The sequence below is a fragment of the Streptomyces ureilyticus genome (assembly GCF_011045025.1).
GTDB lineage: Bacteria > Actinomycetota > Actinomycetes > Streptomycetales > Streptomycetaceae > Streptomyces > Streptomyces ureilyticus.
In genome coordinates this window covers 66,783-81,266 of the sequence record NZ_JAAKZX010000020.1, presented here as the reverse complement: position 1 = coordinate 81,266, position 14,484 = coordinate 66,783, and the positions used below count along the sequence as shown (strand labels likewise).

Here is a 14,484-nt window from a genome sequence, read left to right as displayed (position 1 = left end):
GCGGGGCTGGGGGCGGTGGATGCCGCGTACTGCTCCGCGTACGAGAGTGTCAGTGGGGCGGCTTCGGCGACGGTGCGGTTGCTCAGTCTCGACCCCTTCGACGCCACCGGGGTGTTGGCTCGGCTGACCCCGGACCTCGACCGGGTCGCGGACCGGGCGGCCGAGGCGGCGCGTCGTGCCGTGGAGTCGGGCGTCGACGCCCTTCCTGCGGCTTCGGCGCCACTGCTGGAGATCAGTGCGGAGGTGCACGCCGCGTGGCCGGTTCGGTTGTTCGCGTCGTAGGCACCCCCGGCGCGGACTCGGCGCCCGCAAAACAACCACCCACTGACACGAAAGCCACAGGAGCAACCCGCATGCACCTCGATCACTCCCACCTCCACGACGGCGGAGCCGTAAGCGCCGACGCGCACCACCCCGACGGCACCCGCCGGGCCCTCCGTATCGGGCTTGGCGGCCCTGTCGGCTCCGGCAAGACCGCCACCGTCGCCGCGCTCTGCCAAGCCCTGCGCGACGAACTCTCCCTCGCCGTCGTCACCAACGACATCTACACCCGCGAAGACGCCGAATTCCTCCTCCGTGAGGCCGTGTTGCCGCCCGAGCGGATCACCGCCGTCGAGACGGGGGCATGCCCGCACACGGCGATCCGGGACGACATCTCCGCGAACCTCGAAGCCGTCGAGGATCTGGAGGACGAGATCGGACCGCTGGACCTGATTCTCGTCGAGTCCGGCGGCGACAACCTCACCGCGACCTTCTCCAAGGGGCTCGTCGACGCGCAGATCTTCGTGATCGACGTGGCCGGTGGTGACGACATCCCGCGCAAGGGCGGGCCCGGCGTCACCACCGCCGATCTGCTGGTGGTGAACAAGACAGACCTCGCTCCGTACGTCGGTTCCGACCTCGGGCGGATGGCCGCTGACGCCAAGACCCAGCGTGCCGAACTGCCCGTCGTCTTCCAGTCGTTGAGGACCGAGCCCGGGGTCAGGGAGGTCGCCGACTGGGTGCGCGGCCGACTCGCGGCGTGGACGGCATGACGACGCCCCGTTCGGCCGGAGCGGCTGAGGCAGCCGGAGTATCCGGAGTATCCGGAGTAGCCGGGTCGGCCCGGGCGGCCGGAGAGGCCGAGTCAGCCGGAGTAGCCGGAGCGCCCGAAGCAGCCCGAGCGGCCGGGTCAGCCGGAGCGGCCAGGGCAGCCGAAGTGGCCGGCGCACCCGGAGTCCGCGCCACCGCCCGCATCACCGCGCGCCCCGACGGCCGCGGCGGCACCGCCCTGCCCGCCCTGGAAGGCGAAGGCCCCCTCGCCCTGCGCCGCACCCGGGCAACCGGCTCCGAAGCACGCGTCACGCTGGTCGGGGCGATGAGCGGCCCCCTCGGCGGCGACCACTTCACCATCGAGGCAACCGCCGCCGAGGGCGCCGAACTGCACATCGGATCCGCCGCCGCCACCATCGCCCTGCCGGGCCAGGCCAAGGGCGAGGCACGCTACGACGTGCGCCTCACCGTCGCCGAGGGCGCCGAACTGCGCTGGCTGCCCGAGCAGTTGATCTCCGCGAACGGCAGTGATCTGTACGTCACCACCCGCGCCGACCTCGCACGGGGCGCCCGCCTGACGCTCCGTGAGGAACAGGTGCTCGGCCGGGCCCACGAGGAGCCGGGCCGCCTCACCAGCCGTCTCACCGTCCGTCTCGACGGGCGCCCGCTACTCGACCAGGAACTGTCCTGCGGACCCGGCGCTCCCGGCGGCTGGGACGGCCCGGCGGTGCTGGCGGGACATCGTGCGGTGGGGCAACTCATCGTCGTACGCCCGGAATTCGCCGAGGCGCCGCCCAGCCCGCAGCTCCTGGGGGAGTACGCCGCTCTCACCCCGCTCGTAGGACCCGGCGTCCTCGTGACCGCACTCGCCCCGGACGCCCTGCGGCTGCGCCGCACCCTCGACGAAGCCCTGCGCATACTCGGTCCGTAAAGCGTCATCTCCTGTCCGGTCTCCATGAAGTCGATCGTCCGCTGCTGCGCTGAACTGCATGGTCTGGATTGCGCTGGATTGCGTGAGACGGGAGGCCGCGGAGCGCGGGCAGTCGTCGCGGGTCAGGTAACCCGGGATACGACTGTCGATCCGGGCCATCTCGTAGAGGTGGGTTCACCTGTTTCTTGCGAGGAGGCCCCGGCGTTCACGCCGGGGAGGAATCGCATCCGGGTGTCGCGACGCGGAACGTCGCCGCATCCGGTTCAGGGCGCGGAGCGCCCGTACCGCTGCCGGCCTTGCCGAGAGTGACACGAACACGCGTTCCTGTAATCGCTGGTCGGGGTGGTGGCCGTGGGATCGGGGTGCGTGTGTGCTGGCGTCGCACATACGGTCCGTCGCAGGGTCCGGGACGGCACCGTGTCCCGGCCAGGGACCGTGAGGGGGCGAGATGGCGCAGGCGACGGCGGCTGCGGAGACCGGGCAGGCCCGCTACACCTACCGGCTGCGCGTGTCCTCCACCGCCCGCACGCTGCTGACGGCGGAGTGGGACCGATGCCGCTGGCTGTGGAACGAGTGCGTGGCCAAGTCGAAGCAGGTCCACGCCTGGAACCAGAACCGTCCCGAGGGCACCGACAAGCAAACGTGCGGCCCGGCGCAGCTCGACAAGATGCTGACCGACGCCCGCGCCCGCACGCCGTGGCTGCGGGAGGGCTCATCGGTTCCCCAGCAGCAGATCATCCGCGACTTCGGCCGCTCCCGCGCCAAGGCGCACAAGGACATCCGCGAGCGCCTGCCCATGGCGCGCCGGGCCGGGATGCCGACGTGGAAGACCAAACGCGAGGCACTGCCCACGCTGAACTACACCAAGCGCGGGTTCCGGTTGACGAACGGCCGGCTGCACCTGGCGGGCGGCATCGACCTGACGGTGGTGTGGTCGCGGGAACTGCCGGCCGAGCCGTCCTCGGTGCGCGTGTACCAGGACGCCCTGGGGCACTGGTACTGCTCGTTCGTCGTGCCCGCCCAGGTGCAGCCGCTGCCGAAGACCAGCCGCGTACTCGGTGTCGACTGGGGTGTGAAGGAGACCGCGACCACCACCTCCGACGCGCACGACCTGCCGCACGCCGAGCACGGCAGGAAGGCCCAGACGAAGCTGACCCGGTATGACCGGATGATGGCCCGTCGCAAGCCGAAGCAGGGCAAGAGTGGGTCGAAGGGGTACCGCGCGGCGAAGAAGCTGCGGGCGAAGGCGTACAAGAAGGTCGCCAGGCAGCGGGAGGACACCGGCCGCAAGTGGGCCAAGAAGGTGGTCTGCGACCACGACGCCGTCGCGGTGGAGGACTTCAAGCCGAAGTTCCTGGCCAAGAGCACCATGGCCCGCAAGGCCGCCGACGCCGCCATCGGCGCCACCAAGGCCGCTCTGCTCGAGATGGGCCGCAAGCACGGGCGGGACATCCGCCTGGTCCACCCCGCGCACACCACGATGGACTGCGCGCAGTGCGGAGCGAGAGCCAAGCACGCACTGCCGCTGGGTGAGCGCACCTACACCTGCACCGCATGCGGAGTGTCCCGTCCGAGGGACAAGAACTCCGCACGCGTGATGCTTGTCCGGGCTGGTCTCAACCCGGCTGGTGCCGAGGGCACAAGACCTCCTGGAGCGCTGCTCCAGGAGGCGGCCTGAGCCAGGAATCCCCTCCCTTCAGGGAGGGGAGGATTCAACTGCACTGTTGGACAGGCGCTGTCAGCGCTCGCAGAACTCGGTCTCGACGGCCGCGTCCTCCAGTCGCTGCTCGCCCCAGTCGCCGTTGCGGTTCAGGGTCATGACGCGTCGGCCGTCCGCCGAGGCGAGCGTCCGGGTCGCGGAGCCGGGGATCATGCCGCCGTGGCCCCATGCCCAGCAGCCCTCCTTGAGCTTGAAGTGCCGTATGCCGAGGCCGTAGCGGTCCTGTGGACCGCCGTGTCCCTTGTCCCCGTCGACGTGGACCGCGTCGAGCAGCTGCCGCTGCTGGGCGCGCGGCAGCAACTCACCGGCCAGCAGCTTGGACAGGAAAGTGTTCACGTCTCCGACGGTCGAGATCATCTGCCCGGCGGAGAAGGCGACGGTGGGGCTGAACTCGGTGACGTCGCGCACTTTCGCCTCCGGCCCGTCCTCGAACAGCGTGGAGTAGTGCCTCGCGTGCGGTGCGGGCAGTTGGGGCGAAGTGCCCGGCACACTCGTGCCGCGCAGGCCGAGCGGCCGGATGACAAGACGCTCGACCGCCTGTGCGTAGGTGCCGCCGGTGGCCTTCTCGACGACCATGCCAGCGACGATGTAGTTGGTGTCGGAATAGTCCCACCTGCCTGGCCTGCCGGGCCTGCTGCCCTGCTCCGGCTGGAAGTTGGGCGGGTGGGCGAGCGCGATGTCCACCAGCTCTTCCGGGGACCACCTGGTGAGGCGGTTCCGGTCGAACTCGTCCCCCGCGTACAGAGTGCGGAAGCCCTTGTCCATGTTGTAGTCGAAGATGCCGCTCGTGTGGTTGAGCAGGTGCCGCACGGTGATGTTCCCGGGCCGGTAGCCCTTGCCGCGCACCACCCCGGGCAGCCATTCCTCCACGCTGTCGTCCAGCGAAATCCTGCCCTCGGCTTCGAGCCCGAGCAGCACGGTGGCGGTGAAGGTCTTGGTCACGCTGGCGATACGGAACTTCTCGCTGGTGCTCCTCGGACGCTCGGCGACCAGGTCACCGACACCGGCCCGGCCATCCCACACACCGCGCGCGTCTCGTACCCGGGCGATGACGCCTGGGGTGCCTTGCGCGACGATCTCGTTCAGTACGGCCTGCGTCTTCGCGTGCGCGGCCTGGGCATTCGGGTCTAATCGGGGCGGAGCATGGTGGGGTGGCTCAGCCGGTGCGCCGGTGGTGGCGGCGAGCGTTCCCAGGGCGACGGCTACGACGGCAAGGGCGAGGGGGAGTCCACGAGAGGACCATTGACGGCTCATGAGAACAGCTGACCAAATGCCCCATCCCCACACCATCGGGAATGTCCCGGAAAAGGGGTCGGGGACACGACCTAGGGGCAATGCCGTGACTCTGTTGGTGATGTTGGCGGGGTGCTGACACCTGGGCTGGTGGGTGCTTGTCTGGTGGGAGCGGGGCGGTGTCGGCGGTGGGGGTGGTCGCGATGTCGCTGCGGCCGGAGAGTCATCAGAGGATCCCGGTCAGGACGGTGCGGACTGCGCGGGCGGCGTGTCCGAGGGGCACGCCGGCGATGCTGATCAGGGACCGGTTGGACGTGCTGTTCGAGGATGAGGAGTTCGCCGGTCTGTATCCCTCGGACGGCAGGCCGGGGTTGTCGCCGGGGCAGCTGGCGCTGGTGTCGGTGCTGCAGTTCGCGGAGAACCTCTCCGACCGGGCGGCTGCGGACGCGGTGCGGACCAGGATCGACTGGAAGTACGCACTGGGTCTGGAGCTGGACGATCCCGGGTTCGACTACTCGGTGCTGTGCGAGTTCCGGGCCCGGCTGGCCGAGGACGGCGCCGGTGACCGGCTGTTGGAGGCGATGCTGGACCGCCTGGTGGAGGCCGGGTTACTCAAGGCCGGGGGTCGGCAGCGTACCGATGCCACCCATGTGCTGGCCGCGGTGCGCTTCCTCAGCCGTCTGGAGCTGGTCGGGGAGACGCTGCGGGCTGCTTTGGAGAAGCTGGCCGAGGCCGCCCCGGACTGGCTGGCTCCGCTGATCGGGCCGGAGTGGGGCAAGCGGTACGGGCGGAAGGTGGAGATCGGCAAGCTGCCGGGCGGGAAGCCGGCGGTGACCGAACGGGCCGAGCAGACCGGCCGGGACGGACAGACGATCCTCACCGCCGCCTGGGCCGCCAGCGCCCCGCCTCACCTGCGGCTGCTGCCGCAGGTGGAGATCCTGCGCCAGGTGTGGGTCCACCACTACTACTGGGACGCGCGCGGACGCCTGCGCTGGCGGGACGGCCACGCCCTGCCGCCCGCCTCGCTGCGGTTCGACTCGCCCTACGACACGGACGTGCACTACTGCGTCAAACGGGACACTGCCTGGAGCGGCTACCGCGTCCATCTGACCGAGTCCTGTGATGAAGAGCGCCCCGAGCTGGTGGTCCACGTGGCCACGACGCACTCGACCGTGCAGGACGTCGAGATGACCGCGATCATCCATGACGACCTCGCCGAGCGTGAGCTGCTGCCGCGCGAGCACGTCGTGGACAGCGGCTACGTCACTGCGGCACACATCGAGCGAGCCCACCGGATCCACGGCATCACCCTGCTCGGCCCGGTGGTCGCCGACAACAGCCGCCAGGCCAGGGCCGGTTCTGACTTCGCCAAGTCGGCCTTCCCCATCGACTGGGACCGCCGGCAGGCTACCTGTCCTCAGGGCGCGGTCAGCCGGGAGTGGAGACCGCTGCGGATCAGCGGACACGACTACATCCAGGTCAAGTTCGCCAAGGCCGACTGCCTGGCCTGCCCGGTCCGCCCGCAGTGCACCACCTCCGCCACCCGGCCAAGAGCCCTCGCCCTGCTGCCCACCCGCGAACTCCACGAGATCCAGATGCGCAACCGGCTGGAGCAGACCACCGCAGAGTGGCAGCGCCGCTACGCGATCCGGGCCGGCATCGAAGCAACCCTTTCGCAGAACATCCGCGCTCACGGCCTGCGCCGCTCCCGCTACCGCGGCCTGGCGAAAACCCACGTCCAGCACGTGCTCACCGCGCTGGCCTGCAACATCGCCCGCATAGCCGACTGGGTCAACACCGCACCCACAGCCCGCCGCCGATCAAGTCACTTCCGCGCTCTGTGCACCGCCGCCGCATGACCCCACCAACATCACCAACAGAGTCACGGCATTGGCCCTAGGGGTCGCCGCCCCGCACGAGGGCCGCGAACGTCCTGGCACAGAGCGCCTGAGGTCGCTGAGACAGAAACCCGAACGACTCGGTTCGTTGCGAAAACGACTCGATCGAGTGAGACGGGACATCTCCGCTCAACGGACAGATAGTTACCGGTTATCGGATTGGCAAAGAAGCCAAGTCACCCCTGTTCTCAGGGAGGTCACAGCCGCAAGGATCCCTGTACCGACCATCACACGTACGGGGAGGCCCACTTGACGGGTATGAGACCGCCGAAGAAGAAGGCGGCAGCGCTCGGCTCGGCCGGAGTGTTCGTCACGGCGACACTGATAGCCGGAGCCGTCGCGGCACCGTCGGCCAGTGCGGACAGCCGCCACGGCCAGGACCGCGAGGCGCGCGGTACGGCGATCGCGGCGGCACGGGCCGCCAAGGCCGGCATCACATGGCAGGACTGCCCGGCTGACTGGGGACTTGAGAAGCCCATCCAGTGCGGCTGGGTCACCGTGCCGCTCGACTACGCGAAGCCGAACGGCAAGCAGATCAAGCTCGCCGTCGACCGCATCGGCAACACGGGCACCAAGGCGGAGCGCCAGGGCGCCCTCATCTACAACCCCGGCGGCCCCGGCGGTTCGGGCCTGCGCTTCCCGCGCCGGGTCACCACCAAGGCGCCTCTCTGGGTGAACACGGCGAAGGCGTACGACTTCGTGGGCTTCGACCCGCGCGGTGTCGGCCACTCGGCGCCCATCTCCTGCGCCGATCCTCAGGAGTTCGTGAAGGCGCCCAAGATGGACCCGGTGCCGGACTCCGAGGCCGACAAGCGCGCCCAGCGCAAGCTCGCCGCCGAGTACGCGGCCGGCTGCAAGGAGCGCAGCGGCGAGATGCTGCCGCATATGACGACACCCAACACCGTGCGCGACCTGGACGTCATCCGGGCCGCCCTCGGCGAGAAGAAGCTCAACTTCCTCGGCGTCTCGTACGGCACGTACATCGCCGCCGTCTACGGCACGATGTTCCCGACGCATGTGCGCCGCATGGTCGCCGACAGCGTCGTGAACCCCTCGCGCGAGAAGATCTGGTACCAGGCCAACCTCGACCAGGACGTCGCCTTCGAGATGCGCTGGAAGGACTGGCAGGACTGGGTCGCGAAGAACGACGCGACCTATCACCTGGGCGACACGCGGGCCGAAGTCCAGGCCCAGTGGCTGAAGTTGAGGGCCGCGGCCAAGAAGAACCCGATCGGCGGGGTCGTCGGTCCGGCCGAGCTCATCAGCTTCTTCCAGAGCGCTCCGTATTACGACTCCTCGTGGGCGCCCACCGCGCAGGTGTGGAGCAAGTACGTCGCCGGTGACACCCAGGCGCTCGTCGACGCCGCCGCTCCGGACCTGTCGGACACCGCGGGCAACGCCGCCTCGGAGAACGGCAACGCCGTCTACACCGCCGTCGAGTGCACCGACGCCAAGTGGCCCACCAGTTGGAAGAAGTGGGACCGCGACAACACCGAGCTGCACAAGAAGTACCCGTTCATGACGTGGGCCAACGCCTGGCTGAATCTGCCCTGCGCCACCTGGCCGGCCAAGCAGCAGACCCCGGTGAACGTGAAGACCGGCAAGGGCCTGCCGCCCGTGCTGATCGTGCAGGCCACGCGGGACGCCGCCACTCCGTACGAGGGCGCCGTCGAGCTGCACAAGCGGTTCAAGGGCTCCCGTCTGATCACCGAGAAGAACGCGGGCTCGCACGGCGTCACCGGGCTCGCCAACCCGTGCATCAACGAGCGGGTGGACGCCTACCTGCTCACCGGCAAGGTCGACGCGGCCGACGTGACGTGCGCCCCGCACGCCACGCCCACCCCGTAGCCGGTACGAAAGGAGAAGGGGGCGGCCGGGACTCCGGCCGCCCCCTTCCTCGTACGCTCAACTCAGCGGCAGCCGCGGGAACTTGCGGCCCTTCTCGGCCGCCTTCTGCTCGGCTTCCTCGGCCTTGACGACGGCCGCGTACCGGTCGACGTACTCCTGCTCGGAGAGGCTGAGGATGGCGTACATGATCTCGTCGGTGATGGCGCGCAGGATCGCCTTCTCGTTCTCCATGCCGGCATAGCGGGAGAAGTCGAGGGGCTTGCCGAAACGGATCACGACGGGGTGGATGTTCGGGATCTTCTTTCCGGGCGGCTGGGCCTCGAAGGTGCCGATCATCGCGCAGGGAATGACGGGGACCTGGGCCTTGAGGGCCATGACCGCGACGCCCACCTTGCCCTTGTAGAGGCGGCCGTCGTGGGAGCGCGTGCCCTCCGGATAGATGCCGAGGAGCTCGTCCTTGCTCAGCACCCCGAGCCCTTCGCGGATGGCCGCCTGACCTGCGTCCTTGCCGGAGCGGTCCACCGGGATCTGCCCGGCGCTGCGGAAGAAGTACGCCGTCAGCCGGCCCTTGATACCGGGGCCCGTGAAGTACTCCGCCTTCGCCAGGAACGTGATCCGCCGCTTGAGGATCGCGGGCATCAGGAAATGGTCCGAGAACGACAGATGATTACCGGCGACAATGGCCGCGCCCTCCGCCGGTACGTGCTCGAGCCCCTCGATCTTGGGACGGAAGACCAGTCTCAGCAGGGGTCCCAAGATCACGTACTTGAGCACGTAATAGAACATGGGGTTGTCGCTCCTCACTCCGCCGGATCGGCTCAACCGCCGTGTTCTAGCAGGTCAATAGGTACGCGGGAGAGACGCCAGTGTATGTGCAGGTGCGGGCCTGTGTTAACCGTGGGTGCGCTATGGCTTGCGGGCAACTCCGCAGAAATGCGTCACGTCGACGATCTCTTCCCGCGGGCAGTCGGGTCGCCAGCGCGGACAGGAGACGACGCCCGGCTCGAGGAGTTCCAGTCCCTCGAAGAGTCCCAGGACTTCTTCGCGGGTACGCAGGGTCATCGGCGCCGATCCCTGGGTGTTCCAGTAGTGGACTGCCTGGGCCATCGCAAGGCCGTCGACCTCCGTGGTCGGATGGGAGACGACCAGGTGGCTGCCGGAGGGCACGGCGTCCATGAGTCGCCGCACGATGGAGCGGGCCTCATCGGTGTCGATCACGAAATTGAGGATGCCGAGCATCGTGATCCCCACGGGCCGGCTGAAGTCCAGCGTGCGGGCGGCGGCCTGGAGGATCGATTCGGGGGCGTGGACGTCGGCGTCGATGTAGTCGGTGGCGCCCTCGGGCGTGCTGGTGAGCAGGGCGCGGGCGTGACTCAGCACGATGGGGTCGTTGTCCACGTAGACGACCCGGCAGCCGGGATCGACGCGCTGGGCCACCTCGTGGGTGTTGTCGGCGATCGGCAGGCCCGTGCCGATGTCCAGGAACTGCCGGATTCCCGCCTCACCGGCGAGAAACCGCACAGAGCGCGCCAGGAACTGCCGGTCCGCGACAGCCGAGCGAGAGATTTCCGGCACGTAGGACAGGATCTGATCGCCGACCTGCTGATCGATCTGGTAGTTGTCCCTGCCGCCCAGCCAGTAGTTCCAGATACGCGCGGAGTGCGACACATTGGTCTTGAGCTTGGCATTCCGCCTGGTGCCCTGGGTGTCTGGTGTCGAGATTTCGGACATCCCTGTGGCTCTTTTCGCTCATCACTGACTGGGACAGTGCACAATCTAGCCCGCTTGGCCGGAACCAATCACCATAAAGGATAAAGCAGTTCCTGGTTCCGGCCTCACGTCCGAAGGGCTCTTTCTCCTCTCAGGCCCCTTCTGTCAGAACCTTCTCAAGTGTCCCGAGAGCCGAACGGAGTTCCCCGTCGGTGATGGTCAGCGGCGGTGCAAGCCGGATCGTCGAGCCGTGGGTGTCCTTGACGAGAATTCCCTCGCGCATGAGCCGTTCGCTGATCTCGCGGCCGGTACCGATGGCGGGATCGACGTCGACGCCCGCCCACAGCCCCCGCGCACGGAAGCCGCGTACGCCCTTGCCCTCGAGGGCCGCCAGACCTTCACGCAGGGTCACGCCCAACTCGGCGGCCCTGCGCTGGAACTCACCGGTCCCGAGCAGTTCGACGACCGCGGAGCCCACCGCCGCGGCCAACGGATTGCCGCCGAACGTCGACCCGTGCTCGCCGGGCCGCAGCACCCCGAGCACCTCGCGGCGCGCGACGACCGCGGAGACGGGGACGATGCCGCCGCCGAGCGCCTTGCCGAGCAGCACCATGTCCGGGACGACCGCCTCATGCTCGACGGCCAGTGTCCGGCCCGTACGCCCGAGGCCCGACTGGATCTCGTCCGCGATGAACAGGCACCCGGCCCGCCGGGTCAGTTCGCGTATGCCGGCGAGGTAGCCGTCGTCCGGGATGAGCACGCCCGCCTCGCCCTGGATCGGCTCGATCAGGACGGCCGCCGTCGTCTCGTCGACCGCCGCCTCGAGCGCGGCGAGATCGTTGTACGGGACGATGCGGAAGCCGGGCGTGAACGGGCCGAAGCCCGTGCGGGCCGACTCGTCGGTGGAGAAGCTGACGATGGTGGTCGTACGGCCGTGGAAGTTGCCGTCGGCCACCACGATGGTCGCCCGGTCCGCGGGGACGCCCTTCACCTCGTACGCCCATTTGCGGGCGACCTTGATGCCGCTCTCCACGGCCTCGGCGCCCGTGTTCATCGGCAGCACCATGTCCTGGCCGGTCAACTCGGCCAGGGACTCGGCGAATTGGGCGAGCTTGTCGTTGTGGAAGGCGCGCGAGGTGAGCGTCAGCTGGTCGAGCTGACGATGTGCGGCCTCGATCAGGGCCGGGTGGCGGTGGCCGAAGTTGAGCGCCGAGTACCCGGCCAGCATGTCGAGGTAGCGGCGGCCCTCGACGTCCTCGACCCAGGCGCCCTCGGCGCGCGCGACGACCACGGGCAGCGGGTGGTAGTTGTGCGCGAGGACGGGCTCCTCGGCGCGGATCAGGTCGGCGGAGGTACGCGTACGCGCGGGAGCGGTCATGAACGGATCTCCTGAGTGCAGCACTTGATGCCGCCGCCGGCCTTGTGGAGCTCCGACAGGTCGACGGGGGCGGGAACGTAGCCGTGGCGGGTCAGCTGGTCGGCGAGCGCCTCGGCTCGGGGCGCGATGAAGACATGGCGGCCGTCGGAAACGGAGTTGAGCCCGAACGCCATCGCGTCCTGGCGGGTGGCGATCACCGCGTCCGGGAACAGTCGCTGGAGCACCTCGCGGCTGCCCGGGGAGAATGCCTCGGGGTAGTACGCGATGTTCGCCTCGGCGCCGTCGCCTCCGTCGTCGAGGACGAACAGCGCGGTGTCCATGTGGTAGAAGTACGGGTCCACCAGCTGCAGGCCGATCGTCGGGACGCCGAAGAACTCCTGCACCTCGTGGTGCGCCTCCGGCGTCGTACGAAAGCCGGTGCCGGCCAGGATGTAGGGGCCCACCGGGACGAGATCGCCCTCTCCCTCGCACACCGACTCGGGGTGCTGGACGTCGAAGCCCGCGTTCTTGAACCAGGTCTCGTACGCGGTCGACTCCGGCCGACGCTGCGGCGCGTGGAACAGCGAGCCGAAGACCCGGCCCTCCACCACCAGCGCGGAGTTCGCCGCGAAGACCATGTCCGGGAGACCGGCGACCGGCTCGACGCTGTCGACGGTGTGGCCGTGGGCGCGGTAGGCGCGGATCAGCTCCGCCCACTGGCCGCGGGCCAGATCGACATCTACCTGTGTGTCCTCATGCATCCATGGGTTGATGGTGTACTCCACGGCGAAGTGTCTGGGTTCGCAGACCAGAAAGTGCTTCGGGCGCGACACACGGCTGCTGGGCACAGAGGGGTACCTCCGCTTCCTACGGTGACGAGGTGACGACTGGCGGTGAGTCAACGGTAAGAAGCGGGGGATACGGGCGACAAGCATCGACAATTGCGCGTCGGCGCAGGAACGCTGCGTATTGAGGATATGCAGCGCATGATCGGTGCGCGACCTGAGCCGCTCACTCCGCCGGGGCCGGGGCCGGCTGGCTCGCGCCCGCCTCCGGGCTCTCCGGGAGCAGATGCGACAGCACCATGTAACTGATCGTCTTGCGGATGAACGGCTCCGTACGGATCCGCTCGAGCACTTCCTCGAAGTGGTCCACGTCCCGCGCCCGGACATGCAGCAGCGCGTCCGCGCCCCCGGTCACCGTCATCGCGGCCGTGATCTCCGGATGGTTGCGCACGACCTCCGCCAGCCGCCGCGGCGGAGCCGCGCCCTCGCAGTACACCTCCACGTACGCCTCCGTACGCCAGCCGAGCGCGTCGGGCTTCACCGTGGCCGTGAACCCGGTGACCACACCCGTCTCGCGCATCCGGTCGACACGGCGCTTGACCGCGGTGGCCGACAGGCCGACCGCCTCGCCGATCACGGCGAAACTGGTGCGGGCGTTCGCCATCAGGGCCGTGACGATCTTGCGGTCGAGCTCGTCGAACGGCGCGGACTTGGGGCTCATGCGCGCACTGTATCCAGCGGCGACGGCCGCACCCCACGACTCCGCAGGCCCAGAGGTCACAGCCCCGTCTCGCCCGTGTGCAGACGTCCGGATTGCTCCTAGACTCCAGCCTCATGCTGCGCGCCCTCGCCGTCGACGACGAACCGCCGTCCCTCGAAGAGCTGCTCTATCTGCTGGAGGCCGACCCACGCGTGAAGAGCGTCGAGGGCGCGAGCGACGCGACCGAGGCGCTGCGCCGGATCAACCGCGCCCTGGAGTGCGGCCCCGACGGCGAGGACGCGATCGACGTGATCTTCCTCGACATCCAGATGCCCGGGCTCGACGGACTGGACATGGCACGGCTGCTCGCGGGCCTCGCCAAACCCCCGCTCGTCGTGTTCGTCACCGCCCACGAGGGCTTCGCGGTGCAGGCCTTCGACCTCAAGGCCGTCGACTACATCCTGAAGCCGGTACGCCGGGAACGGCTGGCCGAGGCCGTCCGCCGGGCCGCCGAGCTGAAAGAGGCGGCTCCGCTGATCCCCGTGCACGAGCCCGACCCGGACCAGATTCCGGTCGAGCTGGGCGGGGTCACCCGTTTCGTGTCCGTCGAGGACATCACGCATGTCGAGGCCCAGGGCGACTACGCGCGACTGCACACCGCGCAGGGCAGCCATCTGCTACGTATCCCGCTGTCCACCCTGGAGGAGCGCTGGCGTTCGCGTGGTTTCGTCCGCATCCACCGGCGGCATCTCGTGGCGCTCAGCCACATCAGCGAGCTCCGGCTTGACGCGGGTACCGTGAGCGTCCTGGTCGGCCCCGTCGAACTGCAGGTCAGCCGCCGTCACGCCCGTGAGCTGCGTGAACTTCTGATGCGCCGGACAGCGAGCTAGGGGGCTTCAGTGGCACAGGATCCGACCGATCGCCGCGTGGTCGTCACGGGGCCGCCCCGCCGCACCCGCCGGCTGAACGGCTACCGCCCCCGCACCGAGATCGACGAGCAGACGACTCTCGGCCACACCTACGTCCGCTCGCTCATCCGCAGCCAGCTGCGCGCCGCGCTCACGGTGTTCGGCGTACTCGTGCTGCTCGTGGGACCGCTGCCGCTGGTGTTCACCTCCATGAACGACAGCACGAACCTCGAATGGCTCGTCCTCGGCTTCTGCGTCTACCCGCCGCTGGTGCTGCTCGCCCGCTGGTACGTACGCCGGGCCGACCGCAACGAGAGGGACTTCGTCCGCCTCGTCGAGGACCGTTGAGCCGTAGCCCCATG

General features: G+C 69.1%; 14 protein-coding genes. 8 read left to right on the top strand and 6 right to left on the bottom strand.

The window, feature by feature from the left end; all coding sequences use genetic code 11:
• The 4 genes from G6048_RS09535 to G6048_RS09520 all read left to right on the top strand — a co-directional run.
• Positions 1 to 282: urease accessory UreF family protein (locus G6048_RS09535; RefSeq protein WP_328825719.1), on the top strand; the 282-nt coding region annotated here is incomplete at its 5' end.
• A gap of 71 nt (positions 283 to 353) precedes the next feature.
• Positions 354 to 1,034, top strand: a complete 681-nt coding sequence (ureG, locus tag G6048_RS09530) for an urease accessory protein UreG (RefSeq protein ID WP_165339026.1) — start codon at positions 354 to 356, stop codon at positions 1,032 to 1,034.
• A 164-nt stretch (positions 1,035 to 1,198) separates the two neighbouring features.
• The gene (locus tag G6048_RS09525; protein WP_165339025.1) at positions 1,199 to 1,963 is read left to right on the top strand and encodes an urease accessory protein UreD; all 765 of its coding nucleotides are present in this window, start codon (positions 1,199 to 1,201) and stop codon (positions 1,961 to 1,963) included.
• Positions 1,964 to 2,411: 448 nt separating this feature from the next.
• A complete protein-coding gene (locus tag G6048_RS09520; protein ID WP_165339024.1) occupies positions 2,412 to 3,641 on the top strand; it encodes an RNA-guided endonuclease InsQ/TnpB family protein in 1,230 nt (409 codons plus the stop codon).
• A gap of 60 nt (positions 3,642 to 3,701) precedes the next feature.
• Here G6048_RS09520 and G6048_RS09515 read toward each other — a convergent pair whose 3' ends face one another.
• Positions 3,702 to 4,937 (bottom strand): serine hydrolase domain-containing protein, encoded by a 1,236-nt coding sequence (locus tag G6048_RS09515; protein ID WP_235989557.1) that lies wholly within the window; start codon positions 4,935 to 4,937, stop codon positions 3,702 to 3,704.
• A gap of 182 nt (positions 4,938 to 5,119) precedes the next feature.
• Here G6048_RS09515 and G6048_RS09510 point away from each other — a divergent pair, with 182 nt between their 5' ends.
• Positions 5,120 to 6,775, top strand: a complete 1,656-nt coding sequence (locus tag G6048_RS09510) for an IS1182 family transposase (protein ID WP_165339033.1) — start codon at positions 5,120 to 5,122, stop codon at positions 6,773 to 6,775.
• A gap of 297 nt (positions 6,776 to 7,072) precedes the next feature.
• On the top strand, positions 7,073 to 8,662 hold the full coding sequence (locus tag G6048_RS09505; RefSeq protein WP_165339032.1) for an alpha/beta hydrolase: 1,590 nt from the start codon (positions 7,073 to 7,075) through the stop codon (positions 8,660 to 8,662).
• Positions 8,663 to 8,719: 57 nt separating this feature from the next.
• Here G6048_RS09505 and G6048_RS09500 read toward each other — a convergent pair whose 3' ends face one another.
• The 5 genes from G6048_RS09500 to G6048_RS09480 form a co-directional block, all read right to left on the bottom strand.
• The gene (locus G6048_RS09500) at positions 8,720 to 9,448 is read right to left on the bottom strand and encodes a lysophospholipid acyltransferase family protein (RefSeq protein ID WP_165339023.1); all 729 of its coding nucleotides are present in this window, start codon (positions 9,446 to 9,448) and stop codon (positions 8,720 to 8,722) included.
• Positions 9,449 to 9,568: 120 nt separating this feature from the next.
• Positions 9,569 to 10,393 carry an SAM-dependent methyltransferase gene (locus tag G6048_RS09495; protein ID WP_165339022.1) on the bottom strand — a complete coding sequence of 275 codons (825 nt, stop codon included), beginning with the start codon at positions 10,391 to 10,393 and terminating at the stop codon, positions 9,569 to 9,571.
• Between the two features lie 130 nt (positions 10,394 to 10,523).
• Positions 10,524 to 11,750 (bottom strand): ornithine--oxo-acid transaminase, encoded by a 1,227-nt coding sequence (gene rocD / locus G6048_RS09490; RefSeq protein WP_165339021.1) that lies wholly within the window; start codon positions 11,748 to 11,750, stop codon positions 10,524 to 10,526.
• Positions 11,747 to 12,577, bottom strand: a complete 831-nt coding sequence (ddaH, locus tag G6048_RS09485; RefSeq protein ID WP_165339020.1) for a dimethylargininase — start codon at positions 12,575 to 12,577, stop codon at positions 11,747 to 11,749. The genes rocD and ddaH overlap by 4 nt, the downstream gene beginning before the upstream one ends.
• Positions 12,578 to 12,740: 163 nt before the next feature.
• The gene (locus G6048_RS09480; protein ID WP_165339019.1) at positions 12,741 to 13,235 is read right to left on the bottom strand and encodes an Lrp/AsnC family transcriptional regulator; all 495 of its coding nucleotides are present in this window, start codon (positions 13,233 to 13,235) and stop codon (positions 12,741 to 12,743) included.
• A gap of 113 nt (positions 13,236 to 13,348) precedes the next feature.
• Between G6048_RS09480 and G6048_RS09475 the strand changes: the two genes are divergently transcribed.
• Complete coding sequence (locus G6048_RS09475; RefSeq protein WP_165339018.1) at positions 13,349 to 14,104, top strand: LytR/AlgR family response regulator transcription factor; 756 nt, start codon at positions 13,349 to 13,351, stop codon at positions 14,102 to 14,104.
• 9 nt (positions 14,105 to 14,113) lie between these two features.
• On the top strand, positions 14,114 to 14,470 hold the full coding sequence (locus G6048_RS09470; RefSeq protein WP_165339017.1) for a hypothetical protein: 357 nt from the start codon (positions 14,114 to 14,116) through the stop codon (positions 14,468 to 14,470).
• Positions 14,471 to 14,484 lie beyond the last annotated feature (14 nt).